This is a genomic window from Malaciobacter canalis (genome assembly GCF_008000835.1).
Lineage (GTDB): Bacteria > Campylobacterota > Campylobacteria > Campylobacterales > Arcobacteraceae > Malaciobacter > Malaciobacter canalis.
On the sequence record NZ_CP042812.1, the window covers coordinates 402741 to 423342 of the forward strand.

A 20602-nucleotide genomic window follows, 5' to 3' on the forward strand; every position below is an offset into this window, starting at 1 on the left:
ACTACTTTTTGCTGTCTTCAAACTTACCAAGATTCATAAGTTTTTCATATCTTTTTTCAAGTCTTTGAGCAGTAGTTTGAGATTTTAACTCTTCTAAAGTATTTAAAAAATAATCTCCAAGTGCCTGAATAGCTTCTTCTTTTTGTCTATGAGCCCCAATTAGTGGTTCATTTATAACATCATCAATTAATTCTAATTCTTTTAGTGATTCTGCTGTTATTTTAAGTGAGTTTGCTGCTGTTTCTGCTTGTGCTGGATCATTCCATAAAATAGCAGCACAGCCCTCAGGAGATATAACTGCATAAACAGAGTATCTCATCATTGCAAGTTTGTCTGCAACTGAAATTGCAAGTGCTCCACCTGAACCACCCTCACCAATTACAACTGAAATAGTTGGAGTTTTTAAATTAGAAAATTCATATAAGTTTTTAGCAATTGCTTCACTTTGATTTCTCTCTTCTGCTCCAATTCCTGGGTATGCACCTGGAGTGTCAACTAGCATAAGAATTGGAATACTGAATTTTTCAGCCATTTTTGCACATCTTAAAGCTTTTCTATAACCTTCAGGACTTGGCATTCCAAAATTTCTTTTTAGTTTATTTTTTGTTCCTCGACCTTTTTGCTCACCAATAACCATTACTTTTTGCGAACCTATATATCCTAAGTAACAAATTATTGCATTATCATCATTATAATGTCTATCACCATGTAATTCATAAGCATCAGTTAATAAACCTCTTATATAATCAAGAGCATATGGCCTGTCTGGATGTCTTGCTAGTTGCAGTTTTTGATAATCATTTAAGTTTTTGAAAGTTTTTTCAACTTCTTTTTGAAGTTTTTTATCTAAAATCTCAACAGCATGTTCATCTGCACGACTTTTTGCAACTAAAATGTCTTCTTCAATTTGTTGTATTTTATTTTCAAAATTTAGATAAGTTGCCAAATATATTCCTTTTTTCTAGAGGGAAGATCCCTCTATAAGAGTGTTTGTTAGTCTATAAATTTTTTGAAGATGATAGAACCATTTGTTCCACCAAAACCAAAGTTGTTACTCATTACAGTAGTTAATTGAGTTTTTCTTGATTTATTAGGAACAAAATCAAGTTTACATTCTTCATCTTGGTTTTCAAAGTTTATTGTTGGAGGAATAATTCCCTCTTCTAATGCTTTAATGGCAAATATTGCTTCAATAGCACCAGCAGCACCTAAACAATGTCCAATTTGACCTTTTGTTGATGTAACAGGAGGACAATTTGATATATCACCAAATAGATCTAAAATAGCTTTTGATTCATTTCCATCTCCCACAGGAGTTGATGTACCATGAGCATTTACATAATCAATCTTAATATCTTCACCAATAGTCTCTTTTGCCATAGCAAGTGCTGCTTTCATAGCTCTTAATGGACCATCAATAACAGGAGCAGTGATATGATTTGCATCTGCACTTTCTCCAAATCCTATAATTTCAGCATAGATTTTAGCACCTCTTGCTTTAGCAGAATCTAATGACTCAATAACTAAAGCACCAGCACCTTCACCCATTACAAAACCATCTCTATCTTTATCAAATGGTCTTGAAGCTTTTTGAGGGTCATCATTTCTAGCACTTAAAGCTTTCATTGAAGCAAATCCACCAACACCAGCACCACAAATAGCACTTTCTGCACCAACAACTAATATTTTATCAGCTCCATTTGTTGCAATTGTTTTAACTGCATCTGCAAGTGCATGAGTTGAAGCTGCACAAGCTGTAACATGAGATAAACTTGGACCTTTTAAACCATGCTCAATTGAGATAAAACCACCAAGCATATTAACAAGTGATGATGGAATAAAAAATGGAGAAATTCTTCTTGGACCTCTTGATTGACACACAACAGAGTTTTTTTCAATTGTTCCTAATCCACCAATTCCAGATGCTGAAATAATACCAAATCTTTCAGAAATTGAATCATCAACTTTTTTATTTTCATCTGTAATGAAATTTGCATCTTTCATTGCTTCTTTTGCAGCTTTTATACCTAATTGAATAAATCTATCAGCTTTTTTTACTTCTTTTTTATCCATTACTTCTGTTGGATCAAAGTTTTTAACTTCTGCTGCAATTTGTACAGGGTACTGTGAAGCATCAAATAGTGTTATTTTTTCAATACCACATTGACCTTCAACTACAGCTTTGAAAGATTCATCAACGTTATTTCCTACAGAATTAATAGTACCTAAACCAGTTACAACAACTCTTTTCATTAATTATGCTCCGTTTCGTGTATTTATATTTTATTTAAAATATTCAATTTTCAATAAAAACTCAAGATTTTAAATAAAAAAGACAAAATAAAAAGCTAGAAGTCTAGCTTTTTATTCAAAAGTTTAAAATTACGCGTGCTCTTCGATGTATTTAATAGCATCAGCAACAGTTTGGATACCTTCTGCATCTTCATCAGGGATTTCGATATCAAACTTCTCTTCTAAAGCCATAACTAATTCAACTACGTCTAAAGAGTCCGCTCCTAAATCCTCAATAAATTTAGAATCTTCTTTGATCTCTGCAATATCACAATCTAGTTGCTCTACTACCACTTCTTTTACATCATCTAATAATGCCATATTTTTTCCTTTTATAAAATTATCATCGTATTATAGCCAAAAAGATTTTAAAAAATCTTTTAAACATTTTTTTAGTGGAATTTAAACGTATAAACCGCCGTTAACTTTTAGTATTTCTCCAGTGATATAACTTGAGTGATCACTTAGTAGAAACGCTACTGCATCAGCTATCTCACTTGCTTGACCAAATCTATTTAAAGGAATATTTTTTTCATATTGCTCTTTTACTTCATCTTTTAATTCATCAGTCATATCTGTTTGAATAAATCCAGGAGTTACAGCATTATATCTAATACCTCTTGCTGCTGCCTCTTTTGCAAAAGATTTTGTCATTGCATTTAAGCCACCTTTTGAAGCTGAATAATTTGTTTGTCCAGGATTTCCCATCTCTCCAACAATTGAAGAAATATTTACAATAGAACCAAATCTTTTTTTACCCATAACTTTTAAAGCACCTTTACAACCAATAAAAGCAGAAGTTAAATTTGCATTTATTACATCAGTAAAATCATCAACAGACATTCTTAAAGCAAGTTTATCTTTTGTAATACCCGCATTATTTACTAAATATGACAATTCTGAATCAGCATCTATAATTGTTTTAATAGCTGCATTAAACTCTTCTTCAATTGTTACATCAGCTTTAATAATAGCAGCACATCCACCATTTGCTTCAATCTCTTCTTTTATTTTTTCAGCAGCACTAGCACCACTTCTATAGTTAATCCACACTTTAAGTCCATGTGTTGCTAAAGTTTTAGCAATTTGCGCACCTATACCCCTACTAGCACCTGTAACTAGTACATTTTTTCCACTAAATTTCATTTATATCCTTTCTTTTTATTAAATTATTTATTAAATTAAACCCCACGTTTATTATCCCAAACTCTTATATGTAATCTATCACAATATTTAAAACCATTTTCTAAAGCTAGATTAATAACTGCTTCACTATTTTTGTTCATCTCTTGTGTATTATCACCCATGGGCATAAGATAAGTTTCAACATATGGTAGTTGTTTTAAAATATCTTGAATTTCGTTATTTGCTTGAGTTAAAAAATCTTTATTTACTACAAACTTCAAATATTTGTCTTTGCACTTATTAATAATAGATGTAAGTGTTTTTATATTAACTCTTTTTTTCAAAGGTTCTAAGGAATTACTTAATTTTACACTCATAGAAAAAAGTATATCTTCTTGATATTTTTCTGTAATATATATATTTAAAGATGCATTTGTTTCAATAGTTACTTTATAATCATTTGTTACATAATATTTTAAAAGCTTTTGAAACTCTTTGTTTTTCCAGTAAAGTAGGGGCTCTCCACCTGTTATTACTATATCACATTTATATGAGGGAAGAATTTTGTTTACCTCTTCAATTAAATCATTTGCATTTGAGAATGTATGCCATTGGTCTTTAAAAGCTGGATCAACTGCATAATAAGAATCACATGCGCATTTTTTTATACCACTTGGTGTTTCATACTCAACAGCAAAACCCTCACATTTAAAGTTGCATTTACCAAAACGTATGAAAACAGAGGCTGTTCCTACTCTTTTTCCCTCACCTTGTATTGTTGGACCAAATATTTCATTTACTTCAAGCATAAAAGGTACTCTTACTTTTTGGAGTTTCCAAAAATTCAACATGTGATACTTTTATACCTAAATCATTCATTTTTTCTTGAACAATTTTTAAAAACCATGCTGATAAGTTTTCACTTGTTGGTACAAAGTCAACTAAAACATAGCCCTCATAAAGTTCAATTATATAATTTTCTTCATCTTGAAGTTTTGTTAAATCTACTAAATAATATCCCTCAGTAAACTTTACTAAGTTTTCTTTATTTACTTTTGGAAGCAAAGTTTCAAATAATGGATCATTTATATCTAAAATAAATTTATGGTCTAAAACATCATCAATAAAAGACTTAAACCAATTTAAGTGTTTAAAATCAGTTACCATACCATCTTTGAGTTCTTTAGCTTCTAGATATACTAATATTTTTCCTTGATGACCATGTAGATGTCTACATTTTAAGCATCCATCTAAAGAAAAATCAGTATTTAAAGTTTGTGACCAAACTCTGTGTCCATAACAAAAATCAAACTCTTTTGATATTTTCCAATGCATTATTTTACCTTATAAGGAATTTTATCTTCACTATTTGCTTTTTCAAATCCGTTTAATCTTAATCTACAACTATCACAAACTCCACAAGCCTCTTCTTCTTCTTTATAACAAGACCAAGTAAGATTTAAAGGAACATTTAACTCAAGTGCTTTTAATACGATTTCATTTTTCATTAGATGAACAAGTGGTGTTTTTATTTCAAGTTTTGTATCTTCTTTTGTACCTGTATTAATTGTATTAGTGATTGATTTAATAAAATCATCTGTACAATCTGGATATCCAGAACTGTCCTCTTCTACAACTCCTATATACAATGCACTTGCATTCTCTTTTTCTGCAATTGCTGTTGCAATTGATAGAAAAATACCATTTCTAAATGGAACATATGTAATAGGAACACCAGCTTCAACACCACCAATTGGAACATCAATATTTTTATCAGTTAATGCACTAGCTCCAATTTGAGTAAAAAATGGAATATCAATTTCATATTTTTCTTCAATTTTTAAGTCATTACAAATATCTCTAAACGCTTTTAGTTCTCTATCTTGTGTTCTTTGCCCATAATTAAAATGAACGGCAATAATTTCATAGCCTTCATTTTTTGCAATATAAGATGCTAATGTAGAGTCCATTCCTCCACTTAATATACAAACTGCTCTTTTTTTCATTTTGTAATAAAATCCTTTTTTATATCCGTAAAGAATTTCCAATTAATTGGTAAGATTTTAACTTCATCATTTTCTAAAAGTTCATCATTGTTTTCATCTACTACTATCATGCTATTAGCATTTGAAAGTACATTTACCATTCCAGGAGCTCTCTTTTTTGAAGGTGTAAAATACTCTCCATCAAAATCACCAGGAATTACAGTAGTTCTTTTTTTATTTTTAAGTGGTTCTGACATTTTGCCAATTATATAATTGTGAAAAATATTTCTAGAACCTCTTAATTTTTGTACAATCATTCTCCCAAAAACTTCAAAAATAAGTGCAGAAGCCAAAGGGTTTCCTGGAAGATTTAAAATATATGTATCTTTTATTTTCCCAAATATAGTTGGTTTTCCAGGTTTTATATAAATACCATCAATTATAGTTTTAAAATCAAGTGTGTTAAAAGCTTCTTTTGTAAAATCAGCATCTCCAACACTTACTCCACCAGATGTTATAATCAAATCAGCTTCTAGAGAGTTTTCAATAAGTTCTTTTATTGATTCAACACTATCTTTTGCTTGTCCCATAAAAGTAACTTCACAACCAAGTTCAATTGCTCTTGCTAGAAATGTTGGAGTATTTGAGTTATAAATTTGATAATCTTCAATTTTTTCATAATGAAGTTTTAACTCTTCTCCTGAAGCAAAAACAGCAATTTTAGGTTTTTTATATACTTTTATATGTGATATACCTTGCGAAGAAAGTAGGGTGATTTTTGCAAAATTTAACCTAGAACCTTTTTTTATTAGATGTTCATTTAAGCTAATATCTTCACCAATATATCTTATGTGTTGAAACTCTTTTACGTTTTTTGTTATTTTTATTTTGTTATTTTTTTCTTTTGTCTCTTCTTTTGGTATTATTGCATTTGTATTTTTAGGAACTCTAGCTCCTGTCATTATTTTCACACAAGTATTAGGTTTAAGTTCTGTATGTTTATTGTCACCTGCAAAAATAGTATCAATTATTTCAAGTTCATTATTTCTATCTTCATATCTAATAGCATAGCCATCCATAGCAGAATTATCAAATTTTGGAAGAGCATATTGTGCAAAGATATCATCTGTACAAACTCTATTGATACTTTTTTCTATGGGTATAATTTCATAATTTAAATTTATTTGTAAATTTTCTATAATACTTAGTGCTTCTTTAACGTTTAAAGCCATTTTTTTCCTTTACTAATACCTTATGACAAGTTTGTTATAATACCAAAATTTTTTAAAAGTGAGATAAACAATGGAAATTATGCAAGAAGCAGTAACTACACATGTGTATGCAATCTTTTTTTTCTTAGCTATTATACTTTTTAACTTTTACAGTTTGATTTTTGTTAAAGATTTTATAAAATTAGCAAAAAGATTAAAACTTACAACGCCTGTGTATCACTTAAGTAATGCGGTAATTATGTACACAGGAGCAATTGTTTCTGCATATGCACGAAGTTTTAGTTTTACTATTATTATAATGATAGCAGCTTCAATTTTTTTACTTGTAATTGAAATAAAAAGATACAAAAAAATGAGAGTTATTAAATCAACTGATATAAAAGCTCAAGAAGAGTTTATACCTTATGCAAAAAAAATATATACTATTGAACTACTTGTTTTAGTTAGTGTTTATATTATTTCAAAGGTATTTTAAGCATGCAGTTTACTTATCATGAAAGTGCAAATGAAAATATTTTGACTATTGAAAATGATAACTTCAAACATTTAATAAAAGCAAGAAGACATAAAGTATCCGATGAGATTGCATTTAGAAATTTAAAAGATAATAATCTTTATTTTTACAAGATAGTTTCAATAGATAGAAGAAGTGCTACTTTAAGATTAGAGTCAAAAAAAGAGTATATTGTAAAACTTGATAAACACTTACATATTGCTTGGTGTATAGTTGATCCTAAAACTATAGAAAAAGAGCTTCCTTATTTAAATGAACTTGGAGTAAATAAAATTACTTTTATTCCTTGTGATTATTCTCAAAATAATTTTAAACTAAATTTTGAGAAGATGGAAAAGATTCTTATTAATTCTTCGCAACAGTGTGGAAGAAGTGATATTATAAAGCTTGAACTAGCAAAATGTTTAGATGATTTTATTAAAGAAAACCCAAATACTTATATGTTGAATTTTTCAAAAAATAGTGTAGATTCTAAAAAAGATGATATAAAAACAATAATAATTGGTTGTGAGGGTGGTTTTTCTAGTAGTGAAATAGATAAGTTTGATAAAGAAAAAATTGTTGGCTTTAATACAAAATTAATATTGAAGTCTCAAACTGCAATTACAGCAGTTGCTGCAAAAATACTTATTTAAAAAAGATAAACTTTTAAGTTTATCTTTTTTATTACCAACTTCTAACTATTGAATGACATCTTGAACATGCATTTAAGATATCAGAGTATGCATTAGCTGCATTTAAATATGCTTTATCTTCTAAGTTTAGCTCTAAAATATTTATATCTAAACTAATTCTTTTAGAAGCATTAGATGCAACATTTACCATGTGTTTTTTATCTTTTGGTAAATATTGTGCAATTACTTTTTTATCAGAAAATAATTTATTTCCATCTTGAACAAGTTTTGAACCACTTCTTATTAATTCAATATTGTTATTTAAAAAACCTTGTTGAATTTGAGTAATCCCTTGTTCCATGATAGACATAGATTTTTGCATAACATCTTGAGCACTAGCAATCCCAAAAGCTAATGTACATGCTAAAACGATTTTTCCTAACTTCATATTCGTCCCTTTAATTTTTGTTACAATTATGTTACTATTTAATCTGTTAAACAGTACTTAAGTTTTATAAAAAAAGCTAATAATTAAAAAATTGAAATAAGATTTTGTAAAATTGTAGCAGTGTAATAAAAAAGGCCTAGATTATAAAAATCTAGGCCTTTTAGTTTAAAAAGTAAATCTTCTAGTGAAGATTTCTCCAAAGTTTTGCTTTCCACAACCAAGCAAAAATTGCGAAAATCACTAAGTAAATTAAAAATTTTGGTCCTAGTGCTTCTCTTTCAGCTTTTTTAGAATCTCCAACTTGCTCCATATACTCAATAACTTGTTGCTCAGCTTTTTGAGTTAAACCAACTCTTGGCATCGCAGTTCCCTCTAAGTGTTTTTGAGGGTTATTGATAAATGTATGTAAGTATGATTCACCTCTACTTCTAATATATTGAGATAAATCAGGAGGAGTTTTCCCCATATATGCTTTGATATTTTCATTTGGAGTATGAGCAGCCATTGTTCCACCTTTCATATCCCCATATTTGATACCATGACATCTTTGACAAGCATCTGTAAATGCTTCTTTATTTGTTATTTTTTCAGGTGCAATTGATTGTAAGTAAGCAACCATGTCAGCTATTTCTTGTGGTTGCATCCACTCATAACCTGGCATTGGATGAATTCTTCCATCTTTAAATTTGTGCTCAACTTTTGAAGCTTTTGCAGGATTTTTTATAAATGCAGCTAAGTAATCAGCATTATAAAGATTTCCAGCAGTACTTAAATCAGGTGGTACAACACCATAGCTAGCAGCAGAAGTTGCATCATCCATTACAGGAGGAAAACCTTCTTTTTCAATAGAGTGACAAGCTGTACAGTTAGTTTGAACTAAAGAAGCACCATTTGTTGCATTTCCTGTTAGTCCATTTAAACCATCTACATCTTTATACTCATAATCAGCTGGCTCAACATGTGGGTGCATTTGCGAATGAGCAAATGGCTCAACTCCCCAATAAGTAATAAGAGTAAATACTACTACAACTATTAATACTTTTAACTCTCTCATTATGCACCTCTCTTTTTAGCATCAGCTTTTGTAATAATTGGCAACAATAAAAATAGAATAATAAATATCGTAGCCGATACAAATCCTACCCATGCATTTATACCTGTTGGAGGTAATTTACCATATACAGTTAATACAATTAAATCTACCATTAAAATCCAGAACCAAATATTAAATCCAGGTCTTTTATGCGCTGGTAATACAGCTGGATCTCTGTCTAAGAATGGGAAAACAAAGAAAATAACATTTGCAAAACCAAATGCGATAAGTCCAATATCAAATGCTTTAATAGGTCCAATATCAAAGAAGAATCCTCTTAACACTTCATATGACCACAAGAAATACCACTCAGGATAAATATGTGCAGGAGTTACCATATTATCAGCAGGATCAAAGTTAACTGGATCCATTGCAAAACTATAGTGGAAGAATACTAAATAAAAATAGAAGATTAAAAAGATTCCCAATACAGCTAAATCTTTTGAAATAAAGATAGGCCAGAATGGAATAACTTTAGACTCTTTTTTGTTTCCACTTAAATATTTTTCAGCTTCAGCATCAAAATCAATATCTTCTGATTCTTGATTGTTAACATGAGGAATTCTTAATGTGTAAAAGTGAACAACAATAATAGCCATAATTACAATAGGTAATAAGAATACATGTAACATAAAAAATCTTGTTAATGTAGCATCAGCAACATTAAAGTCACCTCTAATCCATACAACTAATGCATCACCAATAAATGGAACACCACCAAAAAGGTTAGTAATAACCATTGCAGCCCAGTAAGACATTTGTCCCCATGGTAACATATATCCAGAGAATCCAGCAGCAGAAAATGTTACAAATAATAACATACCTGAAATCCAAATCATCTCTCTACCTTGCTTGTAAGAACCATAGTAGATACCTGTTAACATGTGAATATAGATGATTAAAAATACAACAGAAGCTGCAACACCGTGCATGTGTCTAAATAACCAACCATATGCAACTTCTTGCATAATTGTGTAGTTTACAGAATCAAATGCTAAATTAACATCTGGTTTGTAGTACATCATTAAAAAAATTCCTGAAATTACAAGAATACCAAATGTAGTAGCTAGTAATACACCCATTGCCCATAAGAAGTTAATATCTTTTGGAATCCAATACTCAGTCATTAAAACTTTGTTTAGTGTAGTAGTGTTTAATCTTTGATCTAACCACTCACCAACAGAGTTTGCTTTTGTAAATTTTGCCATTATTTAACTCCTTACGCCATCATCGCAGCTGCGATTTCTTTGTATTCTGGTCCTTCTTCACCTAAAGTAAGTGTATTTCCAGAAACACTAAACGGAGGCAGATCAAGAGGTCTTGGAGGAGGTCCAAATGTTTGCTTCCCACTAGCATTAAACTCCCCACCATGACATGCGCATTTCCACATATCTTTTTTCCATGCTGGAATACATCCAAGGTGAGTACATAATCCAATAGCAATAGTAAATCTATCACCATTAACTACTAAGTCTCTTTTAGAATCTTCCATTTCAGCAGTCTTTTTAAGAATAAAAATCGGCTTACCTCTCCACATGATTGTACTTGGTTCACCAGCTTTACTTTTACTAAGATCAAACTCAGTAAATCCGCTAGCTAATACACTTGGAAGTGGGTCCCATGCTTTCTTCATACCAACTAAAGAAGCGGCACCTCCAACTGCAGCAACTGCAGCAAAAGTGTATCCAAGAAAATCCCGTCTATTTGTTTCGTTAGACATTTATCTTCCTTATTTTAAAATAAAATTTGTTTATTATATTGTTAATTTTCTTAAAGTGTAATGACGCAAGTCAAATTGAAACTATTTATGTAGGTATTGTGAGAAAATTACACACAAAAATTATAAGATTTAGTTATTAGAGAGCTTATGCTTCTCTAATAAACTTTACTATTTCTTTTTCGATATCTTCTTTATCTATAATTGAGTCATGAATAATTTTTGAAGAAAATAATTTTTTAATGCTTTGTGGTAAGTTTGCATTATATTTAGAAGATATTTCCTCTAAAGCATCTTTATCAGCATAAGTTTTATTATCTTCTTTTAAAGCATTTAAAACTGTTGGTGAAAATTTTGTCCATTCAGCTGTTGAATAAATAACAGTTTTAAGATTTTTCTCTCTTAGGTTTTCATATGCTTTTAAACAAGTTGCTGTATGTGGATCCATAAGATAATTTTTATCAATGAATTTTTTTATTATTTCTTTTCCATAATTATCATCTGAATTTATTGCAGAAAACTCATTTTGAAGTAAATCAAGTTCTTCTTTTGTTAATTCAAACTTCTTATTTTCATTTAGACTATCAAATAGTTCTTTTGTTCTTTTTGCTTCAAATAAGTGATATATTACTCTTTCAATATTTGAAGATTTAAGTATATCCATAGCAGGAGATTTTGTAAGAATTAATTTTTTATTTGAAATATCATAAACTCCTGTGTTAATCCACTCTGTTAATATGTTATTTTCATTTGATGCAACTAGAAGTTTTTCAATAGGAACACCCATCTTTTTAGCATAAAAACCACCTAGTACATTACCAAAGTTTCCACTTGGTACTACTAAATAGATTTTTTCACCATAAGTTATCTCTTCTTGTCTTAATAGCTCTAAATATGAATGAAAATGATAAATAATTTGAAATATAATTCTTCCAAAGTTTACAGAGTTTGCTGCACTTAGTTTTATTCCATCATTTTCTAACTCTTTTTTAAAAGATTCAGAAGATAAAAGATTTTTTAGTGCAGTTTGTGCATCATCAAAGTTACCTTCTATTCCAATTACTTTTTGATTATCTCCATCTTCGCAAACCATTTGAAGTTTTTGTACATCAGAAGTTCCACCATTTGGGTATAAACAAGCTATTTTTATATTTTCTTTATTTTTAAATGTATTAAGTGCAGCTGGACCTGTATCTCCACTTGTTGCTGCTAAAATAAGATATTTTTCATTTTTTTGCTTTGCAATTGAAGATAAAATAGAACCAAAAGGTTGTAAAGCCATATCTTTAAATGCTCTTGTTGGTCCATGGTATTGTTCATGAACAAATAAATCATCTTTTACTTTTACTACAGGACAAGGATTTAAGCTATCATCAAAATTATCATATAAAGCCAATGCTTCATTTATATCTTCATCTGTAATATCTATTTCAAATGCTTTTAAAATATCAAATGCTAATTTTTTATAATCACAATCTAAGTGCTTTTGTAAAAAATCATCTTCAAGTTTTGGAAGCTCTTTTGGTACATATAATCCACCAAAAGATGCACTTGGGCTTAATATAGCTTCGCTAAAAGAAACCTCACATGGTTTTATTTTATCATTTCCTCTTGTTTCAATAAAGTTCATTTTTTCCCTCTAAATTTCATTTAATAATTTTTCTATGTCAATTCCATTATTAGTTCCATTTTTTCTAAGAAATTGTGTACCAATTCCATCACTTGTAAATAGTTCTAATAAAATTGAGTGTTCAACTCTTCCATCAATAATATGTGCTTTGTTAACACCATTGTAAATAGCATCTATGCAAGAGTCAACTTTTGGAATCATTCCACCTGCAATTGTGCCATCTTTTTTATATTTTTCAACATCATTTTTATCAAGTGAATTTAAAAGATTTCCCTCTTTATCCAATACACCTTTGATATCTGTTAAAAATAGTACTTTTTGAGCATTAATTGCACTTGCAACTTTGCTTGCTGCAACATCTGCATTGATATTAAAGCCAGGATGACTAGGAGTTGCACTATCAGCTATTGGGGCAATTACAGGAATAAATCCCTCTTTTACAAGATTATTTATAAGTTGTCCATTAACTTCTGTTACAACACCTGTATAACCAAATTTGCCATTATCTTTTGGTTTTGCTTTTATTATTGAAGAGTCTTTACCTGAAATACCAATAGCTTTTGCACCATGATAATTTAAAAGTGAAGTGATATTTTTATTTATATCTCCACTTAATACCATCTCTACAACTCTCATTGTTTCTTCACTAGTAACTCTATGTCCATCAATAAATTCAGATTTTATATTTAATTTCTCAAGAAGTTCTGAAATTCTTGCCCCACCACCATGTACTATTACAGGATTCATACCAACTAATTTTAATAATACGATATCTTCTGCAAATTTTTCTTGTAAATCAGGTGAAGTTTGAGCTGAACCTCCATATTTAATTACAATTGTTTTTCCATAAAACTTTTTTATATGAGGAATTGCATCTAGTAAGACTTGAACTTTTTGATGTTTTTTTTGCATAATATTTCCTAAGATGATTTGAAAAAAAATATTATAACTAAAATATACTTAACGAAAAAAGAAGCAGTAGATCTGTTTTTTCTACTGCTTTAATAATTCAGGTTTAAAGGCAACGACTTTGTTTCTTCCTGTCTCTTTTGCCTCATATAAAGCTAAATCTGCATACTTAATACAATCTCTTATATTAGAGCTATCTTTTGGATATAGTGATGTTCCAACACTCATAGTTTTAGAAATTGTAGTAGTACCAGCTGGAATTTTTTTAAGGGCAAATGCTTCTTTGATTTTTAAAGCTAGTGATTCTACTGATTTTTCATCACAATTGTATAATAATACTATAAACTCTTCCCCTCCAAATCTTATTACAATATCAGACTCTCTTGTATTTTCTTCAAGTGTTTCAGCAACAATTTTAATTGCATTATCACCTATATCATGTCCATATGTATCATTTACTAATTTAAAGTGATCAATATCTACCATTAAAACACCAAATTTAATATCAGCTCTTGTTGCTTGTGCAGTAATTTTACTAATAGAATCTTCTAGATATTTTCTATTAAATAATCCTGTTAATGGATCTGTTCTTGCATTTAATTCAAGGATATTCATAAGTTTTTTACTTACAATTACAGTTTTAGCAGAATCAATATAATCTTGGATATATGGTATTATTTCTCTTATTCTTTGTGTCTCTTTTACAGAGTCTGTATAGATTGAAACAATTAAATCAAGCTCATTTGAGATTGAATATGGAATACAAAAATAGTTTACATCATCACATTTATCACAAGATGAACAAACATTTTTAAATTGTGTAGAGTCTATAATAGTATTTGTTCTATCTGCTCTACAACCAGTTTCAACAATATTACAATACATCTGTTTTTGTGTATAAACTACTTCAATTTTATTATTTACTGTATCAGATTCAAAGAAATTAAAATTTTTGATATTTAATTTATCTTTTAATACATGAGCTAATCTTAAATAGATCTCTTCAAGTGATTCATCATATTCGATTGTTTTTCTAAATCTATAAACATCAGATAATCTATCAACAGTGTTTTTTACATTGATTAAATGATCTTTTTCTTCACTTAAATTATCAGATAAGAAAATAGATATTTTAGAATCTATTGCATCAAGAGTGATTTCTAATTTTTCTAATAAGCCATTAATCCAAGAAGCAACATCTTTTGCCTCTTTACCTTGTGCATTTTCAACTCTATATGAATAATCACCACTTTGAGCTTTATTCATAACTTTTTTTATCTCATCAAATAGACTTAAAAATGGTGAGATTAAGAAATTAATTAAAAAGACAATGATTAGCATTAAAATCAATGCAATTACTGCTGTATGAGTAACTGTGGTAATACCTACTTCTTTTGAGTCATCAATAGACATAGTAATAGTAATAGCACCTAAGGTATCACCTTCTTTTGCATTTGTATGACACTTCATACAGTCAATTTTACCTTGACTTGTAGCAATATAAGGAATAGTAATTCTATAATGACTTTTTGAAAAGATATTTTCTGTAATAACTCTTTTTGTTTGACCTGTTTGCAATACTTCATTATCTACTGCATCTCTTGCTATTTCATTGTTAAAGCCAATACCAAACATATCAACAACATCTTTTCCTCTACTTAACCAAATTTTATCAATATTTGGTAAATCTTCCAATTGGCTTAAAAATAGTTCTCTATTTTCAATTACACCCGTTACCATTTGTGAAGTTAAGGAGTGTTCTATTGTTTTTGCTAAAGCTTGGGCTTTTGCATCAATATTTTTTACTCCATAATCTCTAAAGTTGTAGATTAAGTTTGCAATTAATAAAACAAACATAGAGAATGTTATAAAAATTACAAGGAAGATAATCTTATTTTTTGTCTGCATATTCACTCCCAAAAAAATAATAACCTTAATAATAACATTAAAACAATAAAATAAGTAAATATTAATATTAATATAGGGGAAAATTTAAGAATTCTTTTGTACTATAAATTTATGAAACAATATTTAGCATTAAAAGCAAGTGCAGGAAGTGGAAAAACTTTTGCATTAACAGTAAGATATATAACACTTTTATTAAATGGTGCAAATCCAAGTGAAATTTTAACTTTAACATTTACAAATAAAGCTGCAAATGAGATGAGCGAAAGAATCTATAAAACCTTGCAAACATTAGGTGATGATGAAGCTTATTTAAATGCTATTGCAGTTCAATCAAATCTTTCAAAAGAAGAAATCTTAGGTAAGAAACATCTTTTAGTTAAGAAGTTTGTAAATGCAACTTTATCTATTTTTACAATTGATAAATTTGTAAATAAAATATTAAGAGAGTTTTGTGGATATATAGGAATTAGTGATGATTTTGATATAAAACAAGATGATATAGAAACATTAAGTTATAAATTTTTACAATCTTTAGAGCTTAATAGTTTTGATAAATTAATAGAGTTTTCTTGGTATGAGAATAAAAAATTTAACTCTTTATTTGATCTTTTTAAGCTTCTTTTAGAAAAAAATGAAGATATTGAGGTGGTTTCTATTGATGCAAAGTTGATTCCTTTACAAAAAAAACAAGCCATGGTTCATGCTATGAAAATAAAAGAGTTTGTACTAAATTGTGATATAGCCTCAAATGCTGCTAAAAAAGCAGTAGATTATGAAACTTTTGATGAACTTCTTACAAAGAATTGGTTTTTAAAAGAGAGTGCAAAGGATTATAACTACTTTAAAAAGTTTACTACAGATGTTTTAGAAGCACATTTTAGTGCATTAAAACAAGAGTTAATAAACTATTACAAGCTTCGTTCTGCATATTCACTTAGTAAACTTTTTGAACTTTTCCATGAGTTTAAAGAGTTTAAGTTTTCATTTAATAAAGCAAAAAACTATTTAGAGTTTAATGATATTTCAAATATAGTTTATGAACTTTTATCAACAAAAATAGATAAAGAGTTTTTATATTTTAGATTAGACTCAAAGTTTTCACATATTTTAATTGATGAGTTTCAAGATACTTCTTTGTTGCAGTATAAGATTTTAAAACCATTAATCGATGAGATATTATCAGGTAGCAATGAAAAGCTTAAATCTTTTTTTTATGTGGGAGATACAAAACAATCAATCTATAGATTCAGAGGTGGAAAAAGAGAGTTATTTGATTATGTTGCAAAAACAAATCCTTTAATTGAAGTAGAAGTTTTAAATACAAACTTTAGATCATGTGAAAATATTGTAAATTATGTAAATTCACTTTTTAAACCTTTATCAAACTATGAATATTATGATCAATTATCAATAAATAAAGATGGATATGTAGAAGTTTTTGAAGATGAAGCTTTAGATGAAGATGAAGAGAAATTTAAAAATATCGCTTCTAAAATTGCTTCTTTAATGCAAAAAGGTGTAAATAGTAATGATATAGCAATTTTAACTTATACAAACTCTGATGTATTAGCATTGTATTCATATTTAAGTGAAAAATTCCCAAGTTTAAAAATATCAACAGAAATGACTTCAAAATTGATAAATCAAGAGAATGTAAAAGCTGTTATTAATATGATTAAATATTTCTATTTTAAAGAAGATATTTATAAAGAGAATGTAAATGCACTAATTGGAAAAGCCCCACTTAATGATTTGAATATAAAAGTTGATTTATATAAAAACAACTTACAAGAAGTTATTAAAACCATAGCAACAACTTTAAAAATAATGGATGACAATGTTATTAAACTATTAGAAGAAGTAGCAGCTTATGAAACAGTAGTTGATTTTGTATATGAAATTGACAAGTTAGAAGCTTCTATTTTAAATAGCGAACAAACAGGGCTTCAAATACTTACTATTTTTAAATCAAAAGGTTTAGAGTTTCAAACAGTATTTTTACTTGATAGAATTAAGAAAAAAAATGCAGATAGAAGTTCTCTTCTTTTTGAGTATGAAGATGTATTTTTAAAAAATATATATTATAAGATTAAGAATTTAGAGTATTATAATAACTCTTATAAAAAAGCATTAGAAAAAGAGAAAGCTTTATCTTTTGATGATGAATTAAATATTTTATATGTTGCACTAACAAGAGCAAAACAAAATCTTATAATATTTAAAAAACAAAAGAGTTCAGTTTTTGATATTTTAAGTATTAAGCCTTTAACAATTGGAGATGTTTTTTTAAGTACTAAAAAATCAAAAAATTATGAAAAAGTCAAAAAAGTAGAATATACTCCATTAGTTTTAGGAACTCAAGATAATATAATAAAAAAAGAGGATGAAGAAGCTGACTATTCTAACTCTTTATATAATAGGTATTTTGGTTTGGCAACTCATTATTGTTTGGAGATGTTAGGTGATTTTACAAAACAGAGTTTAAAAAAAGCAATATCATTAGCACTGTTTAAATACTCAAACTATTTAAGTAAAGAAGAGTTTATAAAAATTGAAAATAGAATTTCTCTTATGATTGAAAATGAAAAGTTTCAAAACCTTATAAAAGATGCAAATTTTACAAGTGAGCAATCAATAATTTATAATGGTGAGATTAAAATAATAGATTTACTTTTGCAAAAAGATAATAGATATTATATTTTAGATTATAAAACTACAAAAGAAGAGCTTTTGGAGCATAAAACTCAAGTTAATACATATGTTGAAGCTATAAAAGATATTGTAAAAAGTGATGAGGTTGAGGGCTATTTATTGTATTTAAAGCCAAATGAGTTTGTCATAAAAAATATTAAAGAGTAAGATTTTCTTACTCTTTAATTTTTGCTTTTTGGGCTTCTTTTACAATTTTGTTTGCTATTTTATTTGTATTTGATGATATGTCATCAGCTTTATTTGCAATATGTGCATTTGATTGAGTTATTTGATCAAGTGAATTAACAGCATCATTTATTTGTTCAATACCATGTAACTGCTCTTTAGAATTATTTGCTACTTCTTCAAATAACTCTTTTGATTTTATGATACTCTCTTCTAAAAGTGTATATCCCTCAATCATCTCATTTGCAATTTGCTTTCCTTCATTTGCTTTAATTGTAGCACTTTCAACTATTTGTTTTATTTCATTTGCTGCATCAGCACTTCTATTTGCAAGATTTCTAACCTCTTGTGCTACTACTGCAAAACCTTTTCCAGCTTCTCCTGCTGTTGCTGCTTCTACTGCTGCATTTAAGCTTAAAATATTTGTTTGGAAAGCTATTTGATCTATTATTGTAATAGCTTGAGCAATTGAGTTTGTTTGTTCATTTATATTATCCATTGAAATAGCTGTATTGTTTGCAGATTTTTTTCCTATTTCTACTTGATGAATTAGTTTATTTGATGTTTCATTCATAGTTTTCATAGCTAATTGACTACTTTGCATAGTTGATGTAAGTTCTTCTAAACTAGCAGCTGTTTCTTCTAAGCTAGCTGCTTGTTCGTTTGAACTAATATTTAATTTTGAAGTAAGCTCTTTTAGCTCTTCTGATGAGTGTTTTAAAGTAAATCCATCATTTAAATTTTGTTTTAAAAGTTCATTTATTGATGTTCCTAAAAAGTTACTATTTTCAAAAAGTTTTTTTATATCTGCTTGAACATTGTTGATTTTTAATGACTTAGTATAATCATAATTACTGTATGCATTTAAAAGTCTTTGTACACTGTTTATATGATTTGTTGTACTATCAAGCATTTTATTAACCACATCTCTTAACTCATTTAGCATAGGATTACTTGAATTAGCATCTATTCTTTTATCTAAGAAACCTTTATTAACTTCACTTGCAACTTCAACAGTATTTGATATAAGCATTTTATCTTTATTGATATTTTTTTCAATCTGTTTAATATTTTCATTTACAAGTTTTGCCATTGATCCTATTTCATCATTTGTATCTATATTTATAGTATGAGTATTCTCTTTTTCATTATTTAAAAATTTAAAAAACTCGATAAGCCCTGTTTGAAATTTATGTATTGGATTTTTAATAAGTTTTTTTATAACATATAAAATTAAAGCAGTTATTAGAACTATTGAAAAAAGACTAATTATAACAAGAGTGGTAATAAACTCTGTGCTTTCTTGGAAAAACTCTCTTTTTGTGGCTCTTAATACTATCTTCCAATCTCTGCTATCATAATCTTTAAATATTAATGTTCTTTGATATTTTTCTCCACTATTTTTATCAACTCTTGTATATGTCAAACTACCTTTTTTTGAAGAAAATAGTTTATCTATATATTTTTTAGCATCAGGGTCATTTAATATATTTTTTTCATAATCATTTTTATTAATAATATATGAACCCTTTGTCTTTTTATTTGTACTTATAATAAAAAGATGACCAGTTTTTCCAATAACTTTAGATTTTAGATTATTTTTTAATGTGTTAAAACTTCTAGTATAGTTATATCCAATATATAAAGCACCAATAATTTTATTATTTTTAATGATTGGACTATATACAGACATATACTCTTGATTGAAAAGATGAACTGCACCAAAGTAGTTCTCTTTTTTAAGTAATGAGTTGTATGCAGGAGAACCTTTTTTTATAGTTGACCCAAGTGGTCTAGTTCCATCAGGCTTTTTCATTGATGTGGAAATACTTATAAATTCATCACCTTTTTTTATAAATATTGAACCAATTGAACCTTGAAGTTTTGTATAGTTATCAACAAAATCTTTATTATTATTTAATATAATATTATTTGATATTAATGCATTTGTAATAACATTATTTACATCTATTTGTCTATTTTCATCAATTTCAAAATCATTAAATTGTGATTTAAAGGCTTTGTGCAAATCACTTGCAGTATCTTTAATCAAATCATCATAAATTGTAATTGTTGTATGTATTTCATCAAGTCTTTGTTCTAATTGATTATTTACTTTATTAGTAATAATATCGTGAGTATATGAAGCAGTAAATATGTTCATTCCAATTAATAAAATAGATAATGCAGAAGCTAAGAAAACAGTTGTTTTTGTCCCTAGATTTAAGTTCTTTAAGGCTTTAATCATAAAATTATCC

20 protein-coding genes are annotated in these 20602 nt (G+C 28.1%); 4 read left to right on the forward strand and 16 right to left on the reverse strand.

Annotated features, from left to right (window positions below):
• Position 1 precedes the first annotated feature (1 nt).
• From accA to acpP, 3 genes are all read right to left on the reverse strand, one after another.
• Positions 2–946 carry an acetyl-CoA carboxylase carboxyl transferase subunit alpha gene (gene accA / locus ACAN_RS02030; protein WP_099333775.1) on the reverse strand — a complete coding sequence of 315 codons (945 nt, stop codon included), beginning with the start codon at positions 944–946 and terminating at the stop codon, positions 2–4.
• A 47-nt stretch (positions 947–993) separates the two neighbouring features.
• Entirely contained in the window at positions 994–2253 is a 1260-nt protein-coding gene (locus ACAN_RS02035) for a beta-ketoacyl-ACP synthase II (protein ID WP_099333776.1), read from the reverse strand.
• A gap of 129 nt (positions 2254–2382) precedes the next feature.
• Positions 2383–2613, reverse strand: a complete 231-nt coding sequence (gene acpP / locus ACAN_RS02040) for an acyl carrier protein (protein ID WP_079578278.1) — start codon at positions 2611–2613, stop codon at positions 2383–2385.
• On the opposite strand from acpP, the gene ACAN_RS14150 reads away from it, so the two are divergent.
• Positions 2546–2698, forward strand: a complete 153-nt coding sequence (locus ACAN_RS14150) for a hypothetical protein (protein ID WP_404319632.1) — start codon at positions 2546–2548, stop codon at positions 2696–2698. The two genes, acpP and ACAN_RS14150, sit on opposite strands and share 68 nt — an antisense overlap.
• Here the strand turns inward: ACAN_RS14150 and fabG are convergent.
• Genes fabG through ACAN_RS02070 form a run of 5 tightly spaced genes read right to left on the reverse strand, consistent with a single transcriptional unit; the run spans position 2695 to position 6634 of the window.
• Positions 2695–3438 (reverse strand): 3-oxoacyl-ACP reductase FabG, encoded by a 744-nt coding sequence (gene fabG / locus ACAN_RS02050; protein ID WP_079578277.1) that lies wholly within the window; start codon positions 3436–3438, stop codon positions 2695–2697. The two genes, ACAN_RS14150 and fabG, sit on opposite strands and share 4 nt — an antisense overlap.
• Positions 3439–3473: 35 nt before the next feature.
• A complete protein-coding gene (locus ACAN_RS02055; RefSeq protein ID WP_228150615.1) occupies positions 3474–4268 on the reverse strand; it encodes a 7-carboxy-7-deazaguanine synthase QueE in 795 nt (264 codons plus the stop codon).
• Positions 4219–4752 (reverse strand): 6-carboxytetrahydropterin synthase, encoded by a 534-nt coding sequence (locus ACAN_RS02060; RefSeq protein WP_099333778.1) that lies wholly within the window; start codon positions 4750–4752, stop codon positions 4219–4221. Before ACAN_RS02060 ends, ACAN_RS02055 begins: the two co-directional genes overlap by 50 nt.
• The gene (gene queC / locus ACAN_RS02065; protein ID WP_099333779.1) at positions 4752–5423 is read right to left on the reverse strand and encodes a 7-cyano-7-deazaguanine synthase QueC; all 672 of its coding nucleotides are present in this window, start codon (positions 5421–5423) and stop codon (positions 4752–4754) included. Before queC ends, ACAN_RS02060 begins: the two co-directional genes overlap by 1 nt.
• Positions 5420–6634 carry a molybdopterin molybdotransferase MoeA gene (locus ACAN_RS02070; RefSeq protein WP_099333780.1) on the reverse strand — a complete coding sequence of 405 codons (1215 nt, stop codon included), beginning with the start codon at positions 6632–6634 and terminating at the stop codon, positions 5420–5422. Before ACAN_RS02070 ends, queC begins: the two co-directional genes overlap by 4 nt.
• A 70-nt stretch (positions 6635–6704) precedes the next feature.
• Between ACAN_RS02070 and ACAN_RS02075 the strand changes: the two genes are divergently transcribed.
• Together ACAN_RS02075 and ACAN_RS02080 are read left to right on the forward strand one after the other, a co-directional pair.
• Positions 6705–7109 (forward strand): hypothetical protein, encoded by a 405-nt coding sequence (locus ACAN_RS02075; protein WP_099333781.1) that lies wholly within the window; start codon positions 6705–6707, stop codon positions 7107–7109.
• Between the two features lie 2 nt (positions 7110–7111).
• The gene (locus ACAN_RS02080) at positions 7112–7783 is read left to right on the forward strand and encodes a 16S rRNA (uracil(1498)-N(3))-methyltransferase (RefSeq protein WP_099333782.1); all 672 of its coding nucleotides are present in this window, start codon (positions 7112–7114) and stop codon (positions 7781–7783) included.
• Between the two features lie 31 nt (positions 7784–7814).
• Here ACAN_RS02080 and ACAN_RS02085 read toward each other — a convergent pair whose 3' ends face one another.
• The 7 genes from ACAN_RS02085 to ACAN_RS02115 all read right to left on the reverse strand — a co-directional run bounded on the left by ACAN_RS02085 (position 7815) and on the right by ACAN_RS02115 (position 15467).
• Positions 7815–8210 carry a hypothetical protein gene (locus ACAN_RS02085; protein ID WP_079578270.1) on the reverse strand — a complete coding sequence of 132 codons (396 nt, stop codon included), beginning with the start codon at positions 8208–8210 and terminating at the stop codon, positions 7815–7817.
• Positions 8211–8391: 181 nt separating this feature from the next.
• Positions 8392–9264: a c-type cytochrome gene (locus tag ACAN_RS02090; RefSeq protein WP_099333783.1), complete on the reverse strand. Its 873-nt coding sequence runs from the start codon at positions 9262–9264 to the stop codon at positions 8392–8394.
• Positions 9264–10511: a cytochrome b gene (locus tag ACAN_RS02095; protein ID WP_099333784.1), complete on the reverse strand. Its 1248-nt coding sequence runs from the start codon at positions 10509–10511 to the stop codon at positions 9264–9266. The genes ACAN_RS02090 and ACAN_RS02095 overlap by 1 nt, the downstream gene beginning before the upstream one ends.
• Before the next feature lie 11 nt (positions 10512–10522).
• Positions 10523–11023, reverse strand: coding sequence for a ubiquinol-cytochrome c reductase iron-sulfur subunit N-terminal domain-containing protein (locus ACAN_RS02100; RefSeq protein WP_079578267.1), 501 nt, complete (start codon positions 11021–11023; stop codon positions 10523–10525).
• A gap of 145 nt (positions 11024–11168) precedes the next feature.
• Complete coding sequence (thrC, locus tag ACAN_RS02105) at positions 11169–12650, reverse strand: threonine synthase (RefSeq protein ID WP_099333785.1); 1482 nt, start codon at positions 12648–12650, stop codon at positions 11169–11171.
• Positions 12651–12659: 9 nt separating this feature from the next.
• On the reverse strand, positions 12660–13562 hold the full coding sequence (gene argB / locus ACAN_RS02110) for an acetylglutamate kinase (protein ID WP_079578265.1): 903 nt from the start codon (positions 13560–13562) through the stop codon (positions 12660–12662).
• A gap of 81 nt (positions 13563–13643) precedes the next feature.
• Positions 13644–15467: a GGDEF domain-containing protein gene (locus ACAN_RS02115; protein WP_129587494.1), complete on the reverse strand. Its 1824-nt coding sequence runs from the start codon at positions 15465–15467 to the stop codon at positions 13644–13646.
• Between the two features lie 96 nt (positions 15468–15563).
• On the opposite strand from ACAN_RS02115, the gene ACAN_RS02120 reads away from it, so the two are divergent.
• Positions 15564–18326, forward strand: coding sequence for a RecB-like helicase (locus ACAN_RS02120; RefSeq protein WP_228269679.1), 2763 nt, complete (start codon positions 15564–15566; stop codon positions 18324–18326).
• Between the two features lie 7 nt (positions 18327–18333).
• Here ACAN_RS02120 and ACAN_RS02125 read toward each other — a convergent pair whose 3' ends face one another.
• A complete protein-coding gene (locus ACAN_RS02125; protein ID WP_099333788.1) occupies positions 18334–20592 on the reverse strand; it encodes a methyl-accepting chemotaxis protein in 2259 nt (752 codons plus the stop codon).
• Positions 20593–20602 lie beyond the last annotated feature (10 nt).

Coding starts and splice junctions, on each gene's coding strand:
- ACAN_RS02090 (WP_099333783.1), bottom strand. CDS start 9,264: ATGAGAGAGTTAAAAGTATTAATAGTTGTAGTAGTATTTACTCTTATT.
- fabG (WP_079578277.1), bottom strand. CDS start 3,438: ATGAAATTTAGTGGAAAAAATGTACTAGTTACAGGTGCTAGTAGGGGT.
- ACAN_RS02035 (WP_099333776.1), bottom strand. CDS start 2,253: ATGAAAAGAGTTGTTGTAACTGGTTTAGGTACTATTAATTCTGTAGGA.
- ACAN_RS02115 (WP_129587494.1), bottom strand. CDS start 15,467: ATGCAGACAAAAAATAAGATTATCTTCCTTGTAATTTTTATAACATTC.
- ACAN_RS02085 (WP_079578270.1), bottom strand. CDS start 8,210: ATGAAGTTAGGAAAAATCGTTTTAGCATGTACATTAGCTTTTGGGATT.
- acpP (WP_079578278.1), bottom strand. CDS start 2,613: ATGGCATTATTAGATGATGTAAAAGAAGTGGTAGTAGAGCAACTAGAT.
- ACAN_RS02125 (WP_099333788.1), bottom strand. CDS start 20,592: ATGATTAAAGCCTTAAAGAACTTAAATCTAGGGACAAAAACAACTGTT.
- ACAN_RS02070 (WP_099333780.1), bottom strand. CDS start 6,634: ATGGCTTTAAACGTTAAAGAAGCACTAAGTATTATAGAAAATTTACAA.
- argB (WP_079578265.1), bottom strand. CDS start 13,562: ATGCAAAAAAAACATCAAAAAGTTCAAGTCTTACTAGATGCAATTCCT.
- ACAN_RS02075 (WP_099333781.1), top strand. CDS start 6,705: ATGGAAATTATGCAAGAAGCAGTAACTACACATGTGTATGCAATCTTT.
- ACAN_RS02060 (WP_099333778.1), bottom strand. CDS start 4,752: ATGCATTGGAAAATATCAAAAGAGTTTGATTTTTGTTATGGACACAGA.
- thrC (WP_099333785.1), bottom strand. CDS start 12,650: ATGAACTTTATTGAAACAAGAGGAAATGATAAAATAAAACCATGTGAG.
- ACAN_RS02095 (WP_099333784.1), bottom strand. CDS start 10,511: ATGGCAAAATTTACAAAAGCAAACTCTGTTGGTGAGTGGTTAGATCAA.
- ACAN_RS02080 (WP_099333782.1), top strand. CDS start 7,112: ATGCAGTTTACTTATCATGAAAGTGCAAATGAAAATATTTTGACTATT.
- ACAN_RS02100 (WP_079578267.1), bottom strand. CDS start 11,023: ATGTCTAACGAAACAAATAGACGGGATTTTCTTGGATACACTTTTGCT.
- ACAN_RS02055 (WP_228150615.1), bottom strand. CDS start 4,268: ATGTTGAATTTTTGGAAACTCCAAAAAGTAAGAGTACCTTTTATGCTT.
- queC (WP_099333779.1), bottom strand. CDS start 5,423: ATGAAAAAAAGAGCAGTTTGTATATTAAGTGGAGGAATGGACTCTACA.